Genomic DNA, 19383 nt, shown 5'->3' on the forward strand with positions numbered 1-19383 from the left:
CCTGGTGTGCGCTCACGCGCGCATCGTGACTGCCCTTCTTCCACGCGGGAGCCCTGTCGGGCGACCTCCGGTCGTCCGCGCTGCGTGGAGGACGGACGATGCGGGACGAAGCCAGGCACACGGTGCGCTACCCCCAGGGGAACGTGCTGCTGCGCAATCTCGCGCGCGACTTCCCCGTGGTGACGCACGGCCAGGGCGTCCACCTCTTCGACGCGAGCGGCAAGCGCTACCTCGACGCCTCCGCCGGTGCGCTCGTGGCCAGCGTGGGTCACGGCAACCGCGAGGTGGCGGACCGCATCCATGAGCAGCTGCTGCGCGTCGCCTACGTCAACGGCACCCACTTCACCACCGACGTCACCGAGGCGCTCGCCACGCGCCTGTGCGCCCTCGCGCCCCAGGGGCTCACGCGCGCCGCGTTCCTCGGCTCGGGCTCCGAGGCGGTGGAGGCCGCGGTGAAGTTCGTCCGCCAGCTCTGGGTCGAGCGCGGCCAGCCCCAGCGCGGCAAGGTCATCGCGCGCGTGCCCGGCTACCACGGCAACACGCTGTACGCGCTCTCGCTGTCGGGGCGGCCCCACTACAAGACCTTCTTCGGCCCCCTGCTGGCGGAGGTCGTCACCACGCCCGCGCCGTACCCGTACCGCTCCGGGCTGGAGGACTACGCGCGCGACGGCGCCGAGCACTACGCGCGGCTGCTCGAGGAGACGATTCGCCGCGAGGGCCCGGACACCATCGCCGCCTTCATCGCGGAGCCCGTCATCGGCTCGTCCGCGGGCGCGTCGCCTCCACCGCCCGGGTACTTCGAGCGCGTGAGCGCCGTGTGCCGCGAGCACGGCATCCTCACCATCGCCGACGAGGTCATGTGCGGCTGCGGGCGCACCGGCCGCTTCTTCGCCAGCGACCTGTTCCACTTCACCCCGGACGTGCTGGTGCTCGGCAAGGGCATCAGCGGGGGCTACGCGCCCTTGAGCGCGCTGCTCATCCGCGAGGAGCACCTGGAGGAGCTGCGCCGGGGCTCGGGCGGCTTCATGCACGCGCAGACGTACCTCCAGGCGCCCGCGATGACGGCGGCGGGGCTGGCGGTGCTCGACTACTACGAGCGGCACGACCTGGTGGCCCACGCCGGGCGCGTGGGCGCGCACCTCCAGCGCCGCCTGCGTGAGGCGCTGGGCGCGCTGCCGCATGTCGGCTCCGTGCAGGGCGTGGGGCTGATGGCCGGCATCGAGCTGGTCGAGGACACCGCGAGCAAGCGCCCCTTCCCACGCGCGCGCAAGGTCATCGAGCGACTGCTGTCGGCGCTGTTCGAGCGGGGGCTGGTCCTCTGGTCCAACACGGGCCACGCGGACGGGACGAACGGGGACCTGCTCATGGTCGGCCCCCCGTTGGTCATCACCGAGGCGGAGGTCGACGAACTGGTCGACACGCTCGCCCGCGGCATCCACCACTTCTTCCAGGAGGCGTCATGAGTTTCCGCATCACCTACTCGGTGCTGGAGGCGGACCTGTCCGCGCTGCACGCGCAGTTCGACGAGGCGCTCGCCGCCGTGCGCTCGACGCTGGGCGGAGAGCTGCCGTCGTGGCTCGGCGGCGAGGCGTTCCGGAGTGGAGACCTGCTTCAGAGCCGCAACCCCGCGCGGCCGGACGAGCTGCTCGTGTCCGTCCACCGCACGCCCGTGGCCGAGGTGGACCGCGTGGTGCGCGTGGCGCGCGAGGCCCAGCGCGGCTGGGGCGCGACGCCGTGGCAGGAGCGCGTGCGCATCCTCCGCCGCGCCGCGGACCTCATCTCCGAGCGGCGCATGGAGCTGTCCGCGCGCATGACGCTGGAGGTGGGCAAGAGCCGGCTCGAGTCGCTCGGTGACGTGGAGGAGTCCGCGGACCTGCTGCGCTACTACGCGGGTCAGCTCGAGCAGGCGGAGGGCTACTCGCGGCCCATGGCGCGGCTGTCCCCCAACGAGGACACGCGCAGCGTGCTGCGGCCCTACGGCGTCTTCGTCATCATCTCGCCGTTCAACTTCCCGCTCGCGCTCGCGGCGGGGATGAGCGGCGGCGCGCTGCTCGGCGGCAACAGCGTCATCCTCAAGCCCAGCGAGGAGACGCCCTGGTGCGCGGAGGGCCTGTACCAGGCGCTCGTCGACGCGGGCCTGCCTCCGGGCGTCTTCCAGGTCGCGCACGGCGAGGGCGAGGCGGTGGGCGCGGCGCTGGTGCGCCACCCCGGCATCGACGGCGTGTCCTTCACCGGCAGCAAGGCGGTGGGCATGGAGCTGCACCGGCGGATGTCCACGGGCCGCGTGCGGCCGTGCCTCCTGGAGCTGGGCGGGAAGAACCCCGCCATCGTCTGTCGCGACGCGGACCTGGAGGCCGCCATCGAGGGTTGCTTCCGCTCCGCCTTCGGCATGTCCGGTCAGAAGTGCAGCGCCCTGTCGCGCATCTACGTGCATGAGTCGCTGTACAACGCGTTCACCGACGGCCTCGCCGCGAAGGCGCGTGACGCGCGGGTGGGTGACCCGTCGCTCGCGTCCGTCTTCACCGGTCCCGTCATCAACGCGGCGGCGGTGAAGCGCTTCGAGCGGGCGGTGGACGAGGCCCGCCAGGACGGCGCGGTGATTGCGGGAGGTGGACGTCCCCGTCTGGAGGCCGCGCTCGAGGAGGGCCACTTCGTGGAGCCCACGGTGGTGGCGCTCTCGCACGGACATCGCCTCATGCGCGACGAGCTGTTCCTGCCCTTCGTCGGCGTGACGCGCTTCTCGACGTTGGACGAGGCGCTCCTGCGGGCCAATGACTGCGACTACGGCCTCACCGCCGGCATCTTCAGCCGCGATGCCGAGGACGTGGAGCGCTTCATGGCCCAGGCCGAGGCGGGCGTCCTCTACGCCAACCGCCGCACGGGCGCGACGACGGGCGCGTGGCCCGGCGTGCAGTCCTTCTGCGGTTGGAAGGGCAGCGGCGGGTCCGGCAAGGGCGGCTGCGGCCCCTACTACGTCGCTCAATTCATGCGCGAGCAGGCGCAGACACGGATGGGCTGACGCCCTCGACAGGAGACCCCCATGACCATGCTCCATCCCGAAGTGAAGACCGCCCTGCCGGGGCCGAAGGCGCGCGCCATCATCGAGCTGGACCAGCGCTTCAGCTCGCCCTCGTACATCAAGGAGTACCCGCTCGTCGTCGAGCGCGGCGAGGGCCCCTGGGTCCACGACGTCGACGGCAACCGCTTCCTCGACTTCATGGCGGGCATCGCCGTGGCCTCCACGGGCCACGCGCATCCTCACGTGGTGAAGGCCGTCCAGGAGGCCGCGGGCCGCTTCCTGCACATCTGCGGCACGGACTTCTACTACGACGCCTTCTCGAAGCTCTGCGCCAGGCTCGCCGGCTACCTGCCCGAGATGGGACCCAAGAAGGTCTTCCTCACCAACTCCGGCACGGAGGCGGTCGAGGGCGCCATCAAGCTCGCGCGGCACCACACGCGCCGCCAGTACATCGTCGCCTTCAAGGGCGGCTTCCATGGGCGGACCTACGGCGCCATCTCGCTCAACTCGTCGAAGGTGGCCCAGCGCGCCTTCTTCGGGCCGCTCCTGCCCGGCGTCATCCACGTCCCGTACGCGAATCCGTACCGCTGTCCCAACGGCTGCGCGCCCCAGACGTGCGGCGACGCGTGCAACCCGGCCCTGGCGCTGGAGCGCGAGTGGTTCGTCAACCACGTGGACCCGCGCGAGGTGGCCGCCATCTTCGTGGAGCCCATCCTGGGCGAGGGCGGCTACGTGGTGCCCCCGACGAGCTTCCTGAAGGAGCTGCGGCGCATCTGCGACACGCACGGCATCCTGCTCGTGTTCGACGAGGTGCAGTCGGGCATCGGCCGCACCGGGCACATGTTCGCGGCGGAGCACTTCGGCGTGATGCCGGACATCCTGCTGTCCGCCAAGGGCATCGCCTCCGGCATGCCGCTGGGCGCCATCATCGCGAAGGAGTCGGTGATGACGTGGCCGCGCGGCTCGCACGGCAGCACCTACGGCGGCAACCCCGTGTGCTGCGCGGCGGCGCTCGCCACGCTGGACGTGGTGGAGGGGCTGCTCGACTCCGTGCGCGCCACCGGTGCGCTGCTCCAGCGTGGGCTGCGGGAGCTGCAGTCACGCCACCCCGTCATCGGCGACGTGCGCGGCGTGGGCCTCATGGTGGGCGCGGAGTTCGTGGACCCCGCGACGCGCGAGCCCGCGAGCGCCTACGTGGGCGAGCTGGAGCAGCTCGCGTTCCGCAAGGGCCTGCTGCTCTTGTCGTGTGGCAAGTCCACCATCCGCTTCGCGCCGCCGCTCGTCGTCGGTGAGCACGAGGTGGCTGTCATGCTGCGCATCCTCGACGCGTGCCTGGGCGAGCTGTCGCTCGACCTGTCCAGGGCCGCGCCCGCCCGGGCCGCGGCGGGGGTGAAGCTGTGAAGCCAGGGGCCGTGGACAAGCGCTGCTCCATGCGCGAGGCCATCTCGGCCAGCGTCAAGGACGGCAGCTCCATCGTCATCGACGGCTTCACGCACCTCATCTGCTTCGCCGCGGGCCACGAAATCATCCGCCAGGGCGTGAAGGACCTCACCGCCATCCGGCTCACCCCGGACCTGGTCTACGACCAGCTCATCGAGGCGGGCGCGGTGAAGAAGCTGGTCTTCAGCTGGGCGGGCAACCCCGGCGTGGGCAGCCTGCACGCGCTCCGCCGCCGCGGCGAGGCGTCCTCCTCCGAGCGGCTGGAGCTGGAGGAGTACTCGCACTTCGGGCTGCTCTCGCGCTTCCTCGCCGCGAGCGCGGGGCTGCCGTTCTGGCCGCTGAGCAACTACCAGGGCGCGGACATCGCGCGGGTGAACCCGGCCATCAAGACGGTGCGCTGTCCGTACACGGAGCGGGAGCTGGCCACCGTGCCCGCGCTCCACCCGGACGTGGCCATCATCCACTGCCAGCGCGCGGACATGGAGGGCAACGCGCAGGTGTGGGGCCTGCTCGGCTCGCAGAAGGAGGTGGCCTTCGCCGCGCGCAAGGTCATCGTCGTGGCCGAACAGATTGTCCCCACCGAGGTCATCCGCAAGGACCCCAACCGCACGCTGGTGCCCGGCATCATCGTGAGCCACGTGGTGCACGAGCCCTGGGGCTGTCACCCCAGCTTCGTGCAGGGCTTCCATGACCGGGACAACGACTTCTACGTGAAGTGGGAGGACATCTCCCGCAAGCCGGAGACGTACCGCGCCTGGCTGGAGGAGTTCGTTTACGGCGTGAAGGACCGTCAGGGCTACCTGGCGAAGCTGGAGACGGGGTTGCTCGACAAGCTGCGCGCGAAGGCTCGCGTCTGCGAGGGGGTGGACTATGGGTACTGAGAACAACGTCTCCACCGCGTCCGAGCGGATGGCGTGGCGCGCGGCCCAGGAACTCCACGACGGTGACGTGGTCTTCGTGGGCATCGGCCTGCCCAACCTCGCGTGCAACCTGGCGCGGGCCACGCATGCGCCGGGCCTGTTCATGATCTACGAGTCTGGCGCCGTGGGCGCGATTCCCGAGCGGCTGCCCGTGTCCATCGGCGACCCGTCGCTCGTCACGGACTCGCTGGCCGTGGTGGGGCAGGCGGACATCTTCCAGTGCCTGCTCCAGCGCGGGCTCATCGAGGTGGGCTTCCTGGGCGGCGCGCAGGTGGACCGGTGGGGGAACATCAACACCACCGTCATCGGCGACTACGCGAACCCCAAGGTGCGCCTGCCCGGCAGCGGCGGCGCGTGTGAAATCGCGGTGCACGCGCGGCGGCTGCTCATCGTCATGCGCATGGGCCCGCGGACCTTCGTGGAGAAGTGCGACTTCATCACGAGCCCGGGCCACCGGATGAACGGCAGGACGCGCGCGGAGCTGGGCCTGCCCGGCGGTGGCCCCACGCGCATCATCACGGACCTGGGCGTGCTCGACTTCGACGCCACCGGCGAGGCCGTGCTGTCCGAGGTCTATCCCGGCGTGACACCCGAGCAGGTGCGCGCCGCCTGTGGCTGGCCGCTGCGCGTCGCCGACTCCGTGCGCACCACGGGCGAGCCCGACCTGTCCGTGCTGTCGCTCCTGCGCGAGCGACTGGACCCGCAGCGCCTCTATCTCTGAACGCATCCCCAGGAGCCCCTTCTTATGGCAGAGGCCTTCATCGTCGACGCGGTCCGTACCCCCATCGGTCGATTCCGAGGCGCGCTCAAGGGCGTGCGGCCGGATGACCTCGCCGCGCACGTGCTGCGCGCGGTGCTCGAGCGCAACGCATTGGATGGCGCGCGCGTCGACGAGGTGTTCCTCGGCTGCGCGAACCAGGCGGGTGAGGACAACCGCAACGTGGCGCGCATGTCGCTGCTGCTCGCGGGCCTGCCGCACTCGGTGCCCGGCGTCACCGTCAACCGCCTGTGCGCCAGCGGACTGGAGGCCATCATCCAGGGCTGCCGCATGATTCGGCTGGGTGAGGCGGACATCGTGCTCGCCGGCGGCGTGGAGTCGATGACGCGCGCGCCGTGGTCCATGCCCAAGCCCGAGGACGGCTTCCCCTCCGGCAGGTGGGAGGCGTGGGACACCGCCCTGGGCTGGCGCTATCCGAACCCGAGGCTCGCCGCCCTGTTCCCGCTGGAGCAGATGGGCGAGACGGCGGAGAACGTGGCCGAGCAGTGGGGCATCGCCCGCGAGGCGCAGGACGGCTTCGCGCTCGCCTCGCACCGCAAGGCCGTGGCCGCGCAGGCGGAGGGCCGCTTCGCTCGCGAGCTCATCGCCGTGGACGTGCCCCAGGCGAAGGGGGCTCCCGTGCGTGTCCAGGTGGACGAGGGGCCTCGCGCGGACACGTCGTTGGAGCGGCTGTCCGGCTTGAAGGCCGCGTTCCGCGCGGGAGGCAGCGTGACGGCGGGCAACTCCTCCACGCTGAACGATGGCGCGTCGGCGGTGCTGCTCATGAGCGAGGCGGCGCTGAAGTCCTCGGGCGCCACGCCGCTGGCGCGCTTCGTGAGCAGCGCGAGCGTGGGCGTGGACCCGCGCACCATGGGCATGGGGCCGGTGGGCGCGTCGCGCGCGGCGCTGGAGCGCGCGGGGTGGAGCGTGGACTCCGTGGACCTGGTGGAGCTCAACGAGGCCTTCGCCGCGCAGGCCCTGGCGTGCATGCGCGAGCTGAGGCTCCCGTCGGAGAAGGTCAACGTCAACGGCGGCGCCATCGCGCTGGGGCATCCGCTGGGCTCCAGCGGGGCGCGCATCGTCACCACGCTGGTGCACGAGCTGGGGCGTCAGGGCGCGCGAAGGGGCCTCGCCTCGCTGTGTGTCGGCGTGGGGCAGGGGCTGGCGCTGACGGTGGAGCGCTGATGCGAATCGAAGACCTGCGTCACGAAGCCCGGGAGGAGCGCTTGTCCGCCACGCTGCACATCTACCCCGCGACGGAGGCGATGCCCTGGCACTACCACTTCGATTGCCCACACGGGCACGAGGAGTCCGGCACGCTCGAGTCGCTCGACGCGCTGGCGGACGTGCTGCGCCGCTGGGGCCGCCACCTGGTGGACCTGCCGTGGACGGTGCTGCCCACCTTCGGTGGCGCGGCGCCAGCCCGCACCGAAGGGGTGTGGAGCTGGGATGACTCGCGCGTGCTCGTGGGCTCGGATGTCCACGCGCTGACGCTGTGCCCTCGCGAGCAGACGTAGGGCGCCAGATGCCCTTCATCCGGCAAGCATCGCAAACGGGGCCGCGACGGCGGACATAGCCTCTTGCGCCTCACGACTCCCGGCGGGGGGCGCCTTGCGCCGGAGCGTTCGAGAGGAGCGACCATGTTGCGTCTGTCCTTCGTCGTATCGGCCTCCATGCTGTTGGCTGTCCTGGGGGGGTGTGACGACCCGGACCCCAGGCCCGAGCCCGAGCCGGGCCCCGAGCTGTCGGAGACGCCGCTGTGGCAGGTGAAGGGCACCATGACCGAGGCGGGGGAGTGCTTCGGCGGCTCGGTGGCGCTCGCGGACTTCGATGGCGATGGCCAGAAGGACCTGGTGGTCGGCTCATTGCCCTGTCAGGTGCTGCTCGCCCCCACGCGCCATCCCGGGGGCGTGTACCTCTTCAAGGGGCAGCCTCCCTACTTCTCCACCGAGGCCGCGTCCGCGCGGATGAGCTGGACGAACACGCATCCCCAGACCTCCGGGACGCAGCTGCGCGTGAGGACGGGCGAGGTGAACGGGGATGGGTTCGCGGACCTGCTCGTCCAGGGGCGCTATGGCAGCCAGGTCTTCCTGGGGCAGGCGGACCTGAAGGCGATGCTGGCCGCGCCCGCCTTCCGCGCGCCGGGCAATGGCCTCTTCCTCAGCAGCCTCTTCGCGGACCTGGATGGGGACGGACGCGACGACCTCATCGTGAGCCGCGCCAACGAACAGAGCTTCTACCGGGCGACCCCGGGCTCGGAGCAGGGCCCCTTCACCCTGGTGCACTCCCGCCCGGGCTACTACGCCATCGAGGTGGTGGAGGACTTGAACGGGGACGGCGCCGACGACGTGCTCATGACCACGGAGACGGGAGGCCGCGCGTACTTCCTGGGGTGCAAGCCGGGCAGCACCTTCGCGTGTCAGGGCCTGCTGTCCGCCGAGCCCGTGCGCCAGGAGCCCTTCGAGGGCCTGGGCTATCGGCTCCCGGACATGAACGGGGACGGGCACCGGGAGGCCGTCGCCTCCGCGGACAACGGGCCGTACTCCGTGCACCTGTCCGAGCCCGATGGGACGTACGCGTCGACCGCCATCTGGTCCACGCAGGGGGACCCGGCCTTCCCGCTGCTGGGCAGCTTCCAGGCCGTGGGCGACCTGGACGGCGACGGTCACCGCCAGGACTTCGTGATGGGCTCCCTGGGGCGGCTCTACTTCTTCTCGCCCAAGGAGGACCTCTCGCAGTCGCTCCACCCCGTCTGGGCATGGCCTCGCGCGGACACCATCCCCAACGGCTATGAGAACTATCGGCGCTACAGCGTCGCGGTGCCCGGGGACCTCGACGGCGATGGCCGTGATGACCTGGTGGTCGCCTCCGTGCCGACCGGGGACCTGCTGGAGCATCCCCTCGGGGACGTGTCCGTCTTCTCCGGAGGGCGCGTGCCGAAGTCGCCGGCGGAGCCTCCGCACCTGATGGCCGCCAGGTCCTGCGGCCTGAACCTGGACCCGGTGAACGGCAAGCCCGACCTCACGGTGGACCAGGACGTGCTCGAGCGCACCGCGCACGTGACGTGGAAGACCTTCGCCGCCGACTCCTGCGAGGTGCGGGAGCAGTGCGTGATTGCGCCGGGCCGCCGCAAGCTGCTTCGCTTCAGCACCTCCATCATGAACCTGGGCAACAAGGCCGCCATCTTCCCGCCCATCGAGGAGAACCCGGACCTGTATGTCTTCGACGAGTGCCATGGCCATCACCACCTGGCGAACTTCGCCGCGTACGAGCTGCGCGACGCCCAGGGCCACCAGGTGATGTCCGGCCGCAAGCAGGGCTACGCGCTGGTGGACGTGCAGAGCTACTGCTCGGACGCCGAGCCCTGGAACTACTACGAGCCGATGGGCATCTCCGCGGGCTGGTCGGACATCTACACGCTCGACGTGCCGTGCCAGTGGGTGGACGTCACGGACGTGCCGGACGGCACCTACACCTTCCAGGTCAGCGTGGACACGCGCGACATCGTCGAGGAGGCGACGGTGCACCCCAACACCGTGTCCTTCCCGGTGCGCCTGCAGGGAGACACGGTGACGGTGCTGCCGTAATGCTGCGGGGCCATGAGCCCCGAGCGCCCGCTGTACCTGGACCACAACGCCACCACCCCCGTGGACCCGGAGGTGGTGGACGCCATGCTGCCGTACCTGCGCGAGCACTTCGGCAACCCCTCCAGCGGACATGCGTACGGCCGCCGTGCCCACGCGGCGCTGGAGGAGGCCCGCCGCAAGGTCGCCGCGCTCATCGGCGCGAGGCCCGACGAGGTGTTCTTCACCTCCGGCGGCACGGAGGCCAACAACCTGGCCATCCGAGGCACCGCCGAGGCCCGCGCGGACCGGCGCCACCTGCTCACCTCCGTCATCGAGCACCCCGCCACGAAGCTGCCCTGCGACGCGCTCGAGTGGCGCGGCTGGCGCGTGACGTGGCTGCCCGTGGACGCACAAGGGCGCGTGCGCGTGGAGGACGCCCGCGAGGCGCTGGACGCGGCGGGCGGCGAAACCGCCCTCGTGTCACTGATGCACTCCAATAACGAAACGGGCGTGCTGCAGCCGGTGGCGGACCTCGCGGCCCTCGCGCGTCGTCATGGTGCCAGCGTGCACACGGACGCGGCGCAGTCGGTGGGCAAGGTGCCGGTGGACGTGACGGCGCTCGGCGTGGACCTGCTCACGCTGGTGGGCCACAAGCTGCGTGCCCCCAAGGGCGTGGGCGCGCTGTACGTGCGACAGGGCACGCCGCTCCGGGCCGTCACGCTCGGCGGCGGGCAGGAGCGGGGGCTGAGGCCCGGCACGGAGAACGTCCCATACGCCGTGGGGCTGGGCGTCGCGTGTGAGCTGGCGGGCCGGCGGCTCGCCCAGGGCACCCAGGCGCTGCTCGCGCTGCGCGAGCGGCTGTGGACCGGACTGCGAGACGCGGTGCCGGGGCTGGCCCTGAGCGGGCAGGACGCCGAGCGGCTGCCCAACACGCTCAACGTCCGCTTTCCCGGGGTTCGGGGTGGGGCGGTGCTGGCGGCGACGCCGGAGGTGGCCGCGTCCACCGGCTCGGCGTGCCATGACGGGGGCGAGACGGCGTCGCCCGTGCTCCGGGCCATGGGAATCCCGGAAGCGGACGCCCTGGGGGCGGTGCGCTTGTCCCTCGGACCGGACACCACCCAGGAAGAAGTCGCGCGGGCGGTGGTTGTGCTCGCGCGCGGGTGGAAGCAGGTGGCGGGCTGAAAACTTCCGTGCAATCACCCGACCTCGTCCGGCGTAGGGCGTTCTACCGGGGCAGGCCAACGGTGCGGCGCCACCCACCGGCGCGAGAGGGTTTCACGTGAGCTTCAGGGTCGACGTGTGGGAGGGAGGGCGCATCGCGCTGTTCTCCCTGCGGGCCAACCGGCTGCGCACGGTGCTGACGACGGTGGGCATTGGCGTGGGCGTGTGCACGCTGCTGGCCATCGTCGGCATCATCCAGGGAATCAACCAGTCCTTCGCGGACCAGCTCGCGCAAATCGGCGCGAACACGCTCCAGGTGTCCAAGTTCCCCTGGACCATGCGTGGAGACTGGTGGGAGTACCGCAACCGGAAGAACCTGTCGGCGGACCTGGTGGAGCCCATCCTCCAGGCCTCCGAGCACGTGGTGGCCGCCGCTCCGCTCTACTACGACCGGGTGGAGGCGCGCTTCCTGGAGCGGCGCATGGCGTCGGTGACGGCGCTGGGGACCACGGCGGACTACGCCATCATCTCCTCGTTCACGGTGGACAAGGGCCGCTTCCTGACGGAGGCGGACGTGGACAACCGGGCGCAGGTGGCGGTCATCGGCGCGGAGCTGGCGCGCACGCTGTTCCCGGGCCTGGACCCGGTGGGCCACCGCATCATCCTGGGCTCCAAGCCCTACCGCGTGGTGGGCTCGCTGGAGGCCAAGGGCACCATCCTGGGGGAGAACCAGGACACGGTGGTGGTGGTGCCCTTCCGCACCTTCCAGGCGGACTTCGGCAAGCGCAACTCGCCCAACATCGCGGTGTCGGTGGACTCGCCGGACAACGTGCTCAAGGTGCAGGACCAGCTCACCGTGGCGCTGCGGCGTGAGCGCAGGACGCCGCCGGAGGCGAAGGACGACTTCGCCATCAACCGGCCGGAGCAGCTGGCCAACATGTACGCGCAGCTCACCGGCGCGCTCTACGGCGCGGCCACGGGCGTGGGGCTGATTACCCTGCTGGTGGGAGGCATCGGCATCATGAACATCATGCTGGTGTCGGTGCGCGAGCGGACGCGGGAGATCGGCGTGCGCCGCGCGCTGGGGGCCAAGAAGCGCACCATCATCATCCAGTTCCTGATGGAGGCGGCCAGCGTGTCCGCGGTGGGCGGGACGCTGGGGACGGTGGTGGGGTTGGGGCTGGCGAAGACGGTGTCGTTCATCACGCCGCTGGCCGCGACGGTGGAGCCGTTGACGGTGGCGGGCGGCGTGGGGTTCGCGGCGATGGTGGGCCTGCTGTTCGGCATCTGGCCCGCGGCGCGCGCGGCGAACCTGGACCCGGTGGAAGCGCTCCGCCACGACTGAGGACGACTGCCCATGATGGCCTTGCTGGACACCTTGCGGCTGGCGTTCGGGACGTTCGTCTCCAACCCGCTGCGCTCCTTCCTGACGCTGCTGGGCATCGTCATCGGCGCCACTACGGTGGTGTCGATGATGGGTCTCATCGAGGGCCTGCGAATCCAGGTGAACGAGAACCTGTCGGAGCTGGGCGCCAACTGCTTCCAGGTGCAGCGGCTGCCCTTCGGCGCGGGCAACCTGTCGCTGGCGGAGCTGTCGCGCCGGCCGCGCTTCACGCATGAGGACCTGGAGGCCATCCGCGAGCTGCCTTCGGTGCTGACGGCCGCGGGGGAGGACTCGTCCGGTGGCCTGAAGGCGTCCACGCAGCTGCGCGAGTCGCGGGCGAACGTGAGCGTGTGGTCGGGGACGCCGGAGTACTTCCAGACGAACTCCGTGGTGGTGGCGCACGGGCGCGCCTTCACGCAGACGGAGTACCTGGATGGCAGGCGGGTGGCGGTCATCGGCCCGGACCTGGCGGAGACGCTGTGGCCCTCGCTGGACCCGCTGGGCCAGTCGTTCCGCCTGAAGGGGCGCAACTTCATCGTGGTGGGCGTGCTCAAGCGCAAGGGCGGCTTCCTGGGCGGCAGCGGCCAGGACAACCAGGTGATGACCCCGCTGACGGCCTTCCGTCCGCTGTTCGGCGTGCGCGACTTCCGGGTGAGCATCCAGGCGACGTCCGCGGAGGTCGTCAAGCGCGCGCAGGACGAGGTGACGGTGCTGATGCGCCGGCGTCACAACCTCAAGCCGCTGGAGCCGGATGACTTCTTCGTGTTCTCCAACGAGAGCTCCACGGAGATGTTCAACAACATCTCGCAGGTGATTTCGGTGGCCAGCTTCGGCGTGTGCCTCTTGTCGCTGCTGGTGGGCGGCATCGGCATCCTGAACATCATGCTGGTGGCCGTGACGGAGCGGACGCGGGAGATTGGCATCCGCAAGGCGCTGGGCGCGAAGAAGCGGCGCATCCTGGCGCAGTTCGCCACGGAGGCGGTGGTGCTGTCCCTGGCGGGCGGCCTGCTCGGCGTGGCGCTGGGGGTGGGGCTGGCGCACCTGGCGCGCTGGGTGCTGGGCCTGCCCACCGAGGTGCCGGGCTGGGCCATTGGCCTGTCGCTGGCGATGAGCAGCGGCGTGGGCCTGGGCTTCGGAATCTATCCGGCCGCTCGCGCCGCGAAGCTGGACCCGGTGGAGGCGATGCGCACGGAGTAATGCGCCACCTGGCGCCGAGCCGTGTCTGGTGAAAAGGGGCCCGCCCGCGAGCGTTTCCGCGGACCGGGCCCCTTCCTATTCCACGCGCGAGGGCGTGGGGACTACGGGCAGGGCGCCGTGCAGATGAGCTGGCCGGTGATGGGGTGCTTGTAACAGAACGGCGCGCACTCGGACTTCGGGGCGGTCTCGGTGGTGAAACCCGTGGTGACACCGAAGACAGCGGCGGCGGCGGTGAAGACGACGGCAACGCGGAGGTGCTTGAGAGCCTTCATTGGGGTGTGTCTCCAGACAGCGTGTCCGTACGGCCCGGCAAGAATGGCGCTGGGCGTAATTAATGACAACTAAGAAATTGAGAACATCTCTGCGCGTGTGGCTTTGCTGGTGAGACACGCACAACGCGCGCCGGTGAGACATCCTGGATTGGAGAGGGATTGCGGCGCGCTTGTAACTATCGCGTGGGTTGGTGCGAGCGGGGACCGCCGCCGGCCCACTGGTAGCCGAGCGTCGCGCCGGAGCCGACGAAGGCCAGGGCGATGAGCTGGCGCACGGCCTGGAGGCGGGTGCTGGGCTCGGAGAGCTTCGTCAGCAGGCCGTCGACGGCGGCGGCCAGGAGGGTGCCCGCGGCGGCGCCAGCGAGGGCTCCGACGTAGGCGTCGGCCCTGTCCTCGCTGCGGCCGAACGCGAGCTCGCCCAGGCCCCAGGTCCCGAGCGCGGCGAGGGGCGGGGTGAGCAGGAGGCCTCCGCCGACGGCCGCGACCTCCAGGTCCATGAAGCGTCCGCTGCCCGGCGTGGCGGGGCGGAAGAAGAGCAGGCGCGAGGGCAGGTAGCCCCCGAGCATCCCCGTGGCCGTCTGCGCGCTCGTGGCGCCCAGGCGTGTGTCCCCGCCGACGCGGGTTGCGCCCCAGATGCCGGTGAGCGGGAGCAGCGCGAGGCCGCCGTGCGCGACCCAGGCGCCCGTGGAGAGGGGCGCGTCCTCGGGACGGGTGGGCTGGTACGTGCTGCTCGCGCCGAGCGGAGGCGGGGTGGTGGGCTCCAGCCGAGAGGCTCTCAGCGGGACATCGGCGCGGGACTCACGGGGCGCGACGAGGCCCGCGCCCACGAGGAGCCAGGTGCTCAAGATGACGAGATGTCGTGACATGCGCGCTCGGGCCGTGAGGAAGAACGGGAGGGTGCTCACGTGGATGCACCCGCTCCACCTCGCCCCGGGGCCGAGTGACGTGCGTCACACACTGTCCTCGCGCCCGGGTGTTGTCCGGTGGACGCCGTGTGCGTGCGCTCGGTGTCACCAGACAGGTGCCGCGACAGGGGAGCGCCATTAGCTTCCCAAGGTGAAGCTGGCCTGCTCCGTGCTCGTCGCGTTGCTCGTCGCCGGGTGCCCTGCTCCGAATCATCGGCACGACCTCCGGCTGCGCGCGCTGCCCACCGCGGCGGATGAGACGCGCTCGCTGGCCTTCTTCCAGTCGCTCGGCGTCGCGCTCACGCCCGGCCACCACGTGGAGCTGGTGGAGAACGGCCGCGTCTTCGATGTGCTCGACGAGGAGATTCGCGCCGCGCGCTCCAGCATCCACATCGCCAGCTACATCTGGCGCCCGGGTGAGCCCTCGGAGCGACTGGTGCGCGCGCTGCGCGAGCGACAGCCCGGGGTCGCGTGCCGCGTGCTCGTGGACCCGCTGGGCAGCGTCAACTTCGACTCCGTGGGCATCGCGCTCGCGAACGCGGGCTGCGAGGTGCGCATCTTCCGTCCCATCCAGGGCGCCATGCCCTCGCTCGACGCCGCGCGCATCAAGACGCGCCTGCACCGCAAGCTCGTGGTGCGCGACGGCGAGGTCGGCGTCACCGGAGGCTTCGGCATCTGGCGCAGCTGGCTCGGCGACGCGGAGGGGCCGGAGTACTGGCGCGACATGAGCGTGCGCGCCGAGGGCCCCGCCGTGCGCGAGATGCAGGTGGCCTTCGCGCAGAACTGGCAGGAGGCGGGCGGAGACTTCCTTCCACCCGAGGCCTTCCCGGAGCTCGCCTCCCGAGGTGAGGCCCGCGCGGGCTTCGTCGCGAGCACGCAGAACCGCTTCCTCTCCGACGCGCGCCGCATGACGCTGCTCACCATCGCCGCCGCGAGGCGACGCCTCTGGATTTCAAACTCGTACTTCATCCCCTCCGACGCCATCGGCGACATGCTGCTGGAGAAGGTGAAGCAGGGCGTGGACGTGCGGGTGCTCGTGCCCGGGCGACATCACGACATCGCGCCGGTGCACGCCGCGCAGCGCGCGTCCTACGCGAGGCTGCTCGAGGGCGGGGTGCGCATCTGGGAGTACGAGCTGTCGATGATGCACTCCAAGACGATGCTCGTGGACGAGGACCTGTCCGTGGTGGGCTCGACGAACCTGGACCCGCTGGCGTTGAGCACCTCGGACGAGTGCTCGCTGGTGGTGGAGGACCCGGCGCTGGCCGCGTCGCTCGCCGCGGCGTTCGAGAAGGACATGCTCCACTCGCGCGAAATCCACTGGGACGGCTGGCGCCGCCGGGGACTGCTGCAGCGGCTGGGCGAGAAGCTGCCGTGGCTCATCGGCGACTATCTCTGAGGCACACCTCAGAACCGGAACGACGTGCCCAACTGGAGGAGTGGCTCCTCGGCCTCCCACGTTTCGGTCCGCGGCGCGGCGGCGGGGCTGCACATCCCGAAGGGGCAGAGCAGGATCGGAGGTGGATAGGTCGTCCTGCGTGTCCGCGTGGACTGGACGCCCACGCCGAGCGACAGGTGCCACCGGGTGCTCAGTGGATGGGAGTAACCCACGAGCCCTCCGAAGGAGCTGCGCCTGCCGAACGTGTCGTCGCCCACGGTGAACAGGGTGTAGCTCGCCTGCGCCGCGACGAAGACACCTTCCTGGAACGTCTCGCCGAAGAAGACGCGGCTGCCCACCTGCGCGCCCACGAGGTTGATGTCCGGGCCGAAGTGGGTGCCGCCGAAGAACGACAGGTGCCGGAAGGGCTGATGCTCCATGCTCACCATGAGGAGGGGGAGCTCGGCCCGTGTCCGGTCGAAGCTCCAGGAGTGGCCTCGCGCCCCGACGTTCACCGCCCAGTTCCGGGACTCGAGGTTGGAGGGCGCGTGCCCGGAGGGGCGCGGTGGGGGGCTGGTGTCCCCCTGGGCTCGGGCGAGGAGGGGGAGGGCGACGAGTCCGCTCAGGAGGCCGCATCGAATCAGGTCGAGGTTCATGGGGGCGTGGACCTGGGGAGGCGTGGGGGTCAGAACCGGAGCGTGAGCGCCAACTGCAGCACGGGCTCCACGGCCTCCGTCTCCGAGACGGCCTCCTGGGCGGCAACCTCCTGCTTGCAGTAGAGGAAGATGCAGGGCGCGATGTTCGAGGCAGGGGAGGTCTGCGTCCGGGTGCGGGTGCTCTGTGCGCCGGCCCCGACGGAGATGATCCACCGCCGCTCCAGCACATGCGAATAGCCCACGAGCCCTCCCAAGGAGGTGCGGGTGCCATCCGTGTTGGAGTCCACCTCGATGAGGGAGTGGCTGGCCTGCGCCGCCACGAAGAAGCCTTCGTGGAACGTCTGGCTGAAGAAGACCCGGGTGCCCACCTGCCCTCCGAAGGTGTCGAGGTCCACCTTGAAGTGGAGGCCCCCGTACAGGGACAGGTAGCGGAAGAGCTGCTGCTCCAGGTTCACCGTGAGGAGGGGGAAGCCGGCGGGCGACTCGTCGAACGAGAACGACTGGCCGCGCACCGCCAGGTTCAAGGACCGAGTCCAGCGGTCGGCCTCGACCTCGGTGGCGGGGTCGAGGAAGGGCGAGGGCGCCGCCTCTTCCTGGGCGTGTGCGAGGAGGGGGAGGGCGACGAGTCCGCTCAGGAGGCCGTGACGCAACGAGCTCAAGTTCATGGTGGCGTGGCCCCAGGGCAAAGGGTGTGCCGGGCGCAACCCGGCGGGATGACAACCCCCGGGACGCGCGAAGTGAGCAAGCCGGTGCACAGACGCGAAGCGCGCTTCGCGAGGCACCGCGTCTTCCAGGTGGCGATGCCCACCGGCGCCGGGCTCAAGCTCGACGAGGTCGGCGCCGTGAGAGGGCGGAGGACTCGCGGTGCGTCGTCGGACGCGCCCCAGACAGTGACGCGCCACGCGTGGTAATGGCTGCGGGCATGAGCACCCAGGACGTGGTGGGGCGGGCCCTCATCCGAGAGATACGGCCCGAGGATGATGTGGCGGTGGGAGAGCTGCTGGTCGAGGCCTTCACCACCCAGTACGCGAAGAAGCTGCCGGAGGTGGTCTACACGGAGGAGCGCAAGCGCGAGCTGCGCGACGTGGCGGCTCGGCGGAAGATCGCCTCGCTCCTGGTGGCGGAGCTCGATGGCGAGGTCGTCGGCACCGTGGCCCTCTTTCCTCCCGGCGCGCCGGGCTCGGAGGCGTGGCTGCCTCGCGCGGCGGACCTGCGTGGGCTGGCCACCGCGGTGAAGGTGCATGGCACCGGCCTGGCCCGGCCGCTGCTCGATGCCGCCGAGGCCCTGGCCCGGCGCTGGGGCGTGGACGCGGTGTGTCTGCACGTGCGCCGGGGCGCCGTCGGCGTCGCCCGCATGTACATGTCCCGCGGCTACGTGCGCGAGCCCGAGGGCGACATGGACCTGCCCACGGTGTTCCTCGAGGCGTACGTGCTGCGCCTGAAGTAGCCGTGCTCCGGTGGCCGCCGCCCTGATGACCCCTGTCATCAGGCCCTCGACGGCGGTCACCAGGAGCGCGCCCACCTCGGCCCCCGGAGTCGCGGACCTCCTCTGTGATTCCAGGGGCTTGGCGAGTCACCGACCCTGGCACACCTCGTGCTCAAGGCACCTGCATCGGCTGACCTGGCTCAGCCCCTCGCAGCCCAGCCCCCGAGGACCTCGTCATGGCGCTCTCCCCCATCTCCCGCTCCGCCGTCTCCCCCGTCGCCCCCTCGCTGTCGTCCCGCGCCGAGTCGGTGTCGCAGGCGGCGCGGCCGACGCCGATGAACGCGCCCTCCGCCCAGTCCCTCTTCCAGAAGGACGGCTTCGAGGTGGGCGGGGGCCTCAAGAGCGCGGAGGGACTCCAGAAGCTGGTGAAGGTGCTCGCCTCGCAGCTGGAGGTCCTCAATGAGCTGGCGCAGGTGCTCGGTGGCGCGCAGGGGCAGGGCGGCACGGGCGTGCCCCCGCTGAGCGGCGCGCAGGGGCAGGGCGGCACGGGCGTGCCTCCGCTGGGTGGCGCGCAGGGGCCGGGCGCGCTCGCGGGCTGCGCCGAGACCTCCGCCGCGGCCCCGTCCCCGCAGGTCCCGAGCATCGGCGCCGAGGCGCCGTCGCCTTCGGGCAAGGCCGCGGCCCCGTCCCCCGGACAGCCCGCGGAGGCGGTCGGCGCGAAGCAGAAGGTCTCCGACTCGCAGGGCGTGAAGAAGGACGGCAACACGCTGTCGCTGCACAACGACGGCGACAAGCCGATGACCATCCAGTTCACGCCCAACGCGGGGGAGAAGGCGGTGGACCCGGTCACCCTCCAGCCGGGCGAGAACCGCACGGTGAAGTTCCCCGAGGGGTGGTCGGGCAACTTCCGCAGCACGTCGGGCGACGGCAAGAACGCCACGCTCGGTGAGGTGAAGTTCGACGGTGGCTTCGGGAAGACCTACTACGACGTCAGCTACATCGAGGGGCACAACACCGCGATGACGATGCAGCCCGCCAGCGGCGGCCGGACGTCCGGGACCCTGGAGAACCTGCTCTCCTCCGCGCCCGACGCCGTGAAGGCCCGAGGTGAGGACGGGTCGGTGTATGGCATCAAGAAGACCACCACCTCGGAGGTGAAGGACCCGGCGGTGGTAGACTTCTTCCGCAAGCACGTCGGCGCGGACCAGGGTTATGTCATCCCCACCGACGACGCGAGCACGCTGGGCAGTGGTGACAGCAACCTGGTCGTCCGCTTGAAGAACCTCACCTGAGTCCCACCGG

18 protein-coding genes are annotated in these 19383 nt (G+C 71.0%); 14 read left to right on the forward strand and 4 right to left on the reverse strand.

From position 1 onward, the window contains the following. Window positions 1-98 precede the first annotated feature (98 nt). The 11 genes from K8625_RS26570 (at window position 99) to K8625_RS26620 (ending at window position 13444) form a co-directional block, all read left to right on the forward strand. Window positions 99-1463 carry an aspartate aminotransferase family protein gene (locus K8625_RS26570; RefSeq protein ID WP_223749410.1) on the forward strand — a complete coding sequence of 455 codons (1365 nt, stop codon included), beginning with the start codon at window positions 99-101 and terminating at the stop codon, window positions 1461-1463. Beyond that, on the forward strand, window positions 1460-3019 hold the full coding sequence (locus K8625_RS26575; protein ID WP_223749409.1) for an aldehyde dehydrogenase family protein: 1560 nt from the start codon (window positions 1460-1462) through the stop codon (window positions 3017-3019). Before K8625_RS26570 ends, K8625_RS26575 begins: the two co-directional genes overlap by 4 nt. A 21-nt stretch (window positions 3020-3040) precedes the next feature. Next, window positions 3041-4420, forward strand: coding sequence for an acetyl ornithine aminotransferase family protein (locus K8625_RS26580; RefSeq protein ID WP_223784265.1), 1380 nt, complete (start codon window positions 3041-3043; stop codon window positions 4418-4420). 11 nt (window positions 4421-4431) lie between these two features. After that, window positions 4432-5340 carry a CoA transferase subunit A gene (locus K8625_RS26585; RefSeq protein ID WP_223749407.1) on the forward strand — a complete coding sequence of 303 codons (909 nt, stop codon included), beginning with the start codon at window positions 4432-4434 and terminating at the stop codon, window positions 5338-5340. Beyond that, entirely contained in the window at window positions 5330-6100 is a 771-nt protein-coding gene (locus K8625_RS26590; RefSeq protein ID WP_223749406.1) for a CoA-transferase subunit beta, read from the forward strand. The genes K8625_RS26585 and K8625_RS26590 overlap by 11 nt, the downstream gene beginning before the upstream one ends. A gap of 24 nt (window positions 6101-6124) precedes the next feature. Further along, the gene (locus tag K8625_RS26595) at window positions 6125-7321 is read left to right on the forward strand and encodes a thiolase family protein (protein WP_223749405.1); all 1197 of its coding nucleotides are present in this window, start codon (window positions 6125-6127) and stop codon (window positions 7319-7321) included. Then, complete coding sequence (locus K8625_RS26600) at window positions 7321-7653, forward strand: hypothetical protein (RefSeq protein ID WP_223784266.1); 333 nt, start codon at window positions 7321-7323, stop codon at window positions 7651-7653. The genes K8625_RS26595 and K8625_RS26600 overlap by 1 nt, the downstream gene beginning before the upstream one ends. A gap of 123 nt (window positions 7654-7776) precedes the next feature. Next, a complete protein-coding gene (locus tag K8625_RS26605) occupies window positions 7777-9723 on the forward strand; it encodes a lysyl oxidase family protein (protein WP_223749403.1) in 1947 nt (648 codons plus the stop codon). A 12-nt stretch (window positions 9724-9735) separates the two neighbouring features. Continuing rightward, window positions 9736-10884 (forward strand): cysteine desulfurase family protein, encoded by a 1149-nt coding sequence (locus tag K8625_RS26610; RefSeq protein ID WP_223749402.1) that lies wholly within the window; start codon window positions 9736-9738, stop codon window positions 10882-10884. 97 nt (window positions 10885-10981) lie between these two features. Beyond that, window positions 10982-12208, forward strand: a complete 1227-nt coding sequence (locus K8625_RS26615) for an ABC transporter permease (RefSeq protein ID WP_223749401.1) — start codon at window positions 10982-10984, stop codon at window positions 12206-12208. 12 nt (window positions 12209-12220) lie between these two features. Then, window positions 12221-13444, forward strand: coding sequence for an ABC transporter permease (locus K8625_RS26620; RefSeq protein WP_223749400.1), 1224 nt, complete (start codon window positions 12221-12223; stop codon window positions 13442-13444). Between the two features lie 101 nt (window positions 13445-13545). Here K8625_RS26620 and K8625_RS26625 read toward each other — a convergent pair whose 3' ends face one another. Both K8625_RS26625 and K8625_RS26630 read right to left on the reverse strand, forming a co-directional pair. Continuing rightward, on the reverse strand, window positions 13546-13716 hold the full coding sequence (locus K8625_RS26625) for a hypothetical protein (RefSeq protein ID WP_223784267.1): 171 nt from the start codon (window positions 13714-13716) through the stop codon (window positions 13546-13548). Between the two features lie 176 nt (window positions 13717-13892). Continuing rightward, window positions 13893-14621 carry a hypothetical protein gene (locus K8625_RS26630; RefSeq protein ID WP_223784268.1) on the reverse strand — a complete coding sequence of 243 codons (729 nt, stop codon included), beginning with the start codon at window positions 14619-14621 and terminating at the stop codon, window positions 13893-13895. Between the two features lie 151 nt (window positions 14622-14772). On the opposite strand from K8625_RS26630, the gene K8625_RS26635 reads away from it, so the two are divergent. After that, complete coding sequence (locus K8625_RS26635; RefSeq protein ID WP_223749398.1) at window positions 14773-16020, forward strand: phosphatidylserine/phosphatidylglycerophosphate/cardiolipin synthase family protein; 1248 nt, start codon at window positions 14773-14775, stop codon at window positions 16018-16020. 8 nt (window positions 16021-16028) lie between these two features. Here K8625_RS26635 and K8625_RS26640 read toward each other — a convergent pair whose 3' ends face one another. Together K8625_RS26640 and K8625_RS26645 are read right to left on the reverse strand one after the other, a co-directional pair. After that, the gene (locus K8625_RS26640; RefSeq protein ID WP_223784269.1) at window positions 16029-16448 is read right to left on the reverse strand and encodes a DUF3575 domain-containing protein; all 420 of its coding nucleotides are present in this window, start codon (window positions 16446-16448) and stop codon (window positions 16029-16031) included. A gap of 236 nt (window positions 16449-16684) precedes the next feature. Beyond that, window positions 16685-17320: a hypothetical protein gene (locus tag K8625_RS26645; RefSeq protein WP_223784270.1), complete on the reverse strand. Its 636-nt coding sequence runs from the start codon at window positions 17318-17320 to the stop codon at window positions 16685-16687. Window positions 17321-17577: 257 nt separating this feature from the next. On the opposite strand from K8625_RS26645, the gene K8625_RS26650 reads away from it, so the two are divergent. Together K8625_RS26650 and K8625_RS26655 are read left to right on the forward strand one after the other, a co-directional pair. Next, a complete protein-coding gene (locus K8625_RS26650) occupies window positions 17578-18102 on the forward strand; it encodes a GNAT family N-acetyltransferase (RefSeq protein WP_223784271.1) in 525 nt (174 codons plus the stop codon). 215 nt (window positions 18103-18317) lie between these two features. Next, a complete protein-coding gene (locus K8625_RS26655) occupies window positions 18318-19373 on the forward strand; it encodes a hypothetical protein (protein WP_223784272.1) in 1056 nt (351 codons plus the stop codon). Window positions 19374-19383: the final 10 nt, after the last annotated feature.

The sequence above is a fragment of the Myxococcus sp. AS-1-15 genome, assembly GCF_020037055.1.
Lineage (GTDB): Bacteria > Myxococcota > Myxococcia > Myxococcales > Myxococcaceae > Myxococcus > Myxococcus fulvus.

Bases quoted from the DNA above. Each gene is read 5' to 3' on its own strand.
- K8625_RS26605 (WP_223749403.1), top strand. From the start codon at position 7,777: ATGTTGCGTCTGTCCTTCGTCGTATCGGCCTCCATGCTGTTGGCTGTC.
- K8625_RS26600 (WP_223784266.1), top strand. From the start codon at position 7,321: ATGCGAATCGAAGACCTGCGTCACGAAGCCCGGGAGGAGCGCTTGTCC.
- K8625_RS26625 (WP_223784267.1), bottom strand. From the start codon at position 13,716: ATGAAGGCTCTCAAGCACCTCCGCGTTGCCGTCGTCTTCACCGCCGCC.
- K8625_RS26655 (WP_223784272.1), top strand. From the start codon at position 18,318: ATGGCGCTCTCCCCCATCTCCCGCTCCGCCGTCTCCCCCGTCGCCCCC.
- K8625_RS26610 (WP_223749402.1), top strand. From the start codon at position 9,736: ATGAGCCCCGAGCGCCCGCTGTACCTGGACCACAACGCCACCACCCCC.
- K8625_RS26645 (WP_223784270.1), bottom strand. From the start codon at position 17,320: ATGAACTTGAGCTCGTTGCGTCACGGCCTCCTGAGCGGACTCGTCGCC.
- K8625_RS26620 (WP_223749400.1), top strand. From the start codon at position 12,221: ATGATGGCCTTGCTGGACACCTTGCGGCTGGCGTTCGGGACGTTCGTC.
- K8625_RS26580 (WP_223784265.1), top strand. From the start codon at position 3,041: ATGACCATGCTCCATCCCGAAGTGAAGACCGCCCTGCCGGGGCCGAAG.
- K8625_RS26650 (WP_223784271.1), top strand. From the start codon at position 17,578: ATGAGCACCCAGGACGTGGTGGGGCGGGCCCTCATCCGAGAGATACGG.
- K8625_RS26595 (WP_223749405.1), top strand. From the start codon at position 6,125: ATGGCAGAGGCCTTCATCGTCGACGCGGTCCGTACCCCCATCGGTCGA.
- K8625_RS26570 (WP_223749410.1), top strand. From the start codon at position 99: ATGCGGGACGAAGCCAGGCACACGGTGCGCTACCCCCAGGGGAACGTG.
- K8625_RS26640 (WP_223784269.1), bottom strand. From the start codon at position 16,448: ATGGTGAGCATGGAGCATCAGCCCTTCCGGCACCTGTCGTTCTTCGGC.
- K8625_RS26590 (WP_223749406.1), top strand. From the start codon at position 5,330: ATGGGTACTGAGAACAACGTCTCCACCGCGTCCGAGCGGATGGCGTGG.
- K8625_RS26575 (WP_223749409.1), top strand. From the start codon at position 1,460: ATGAGTTTCCGCATCACCTACTCGGTGCTGGAGGCGGACCTGTCCGCG.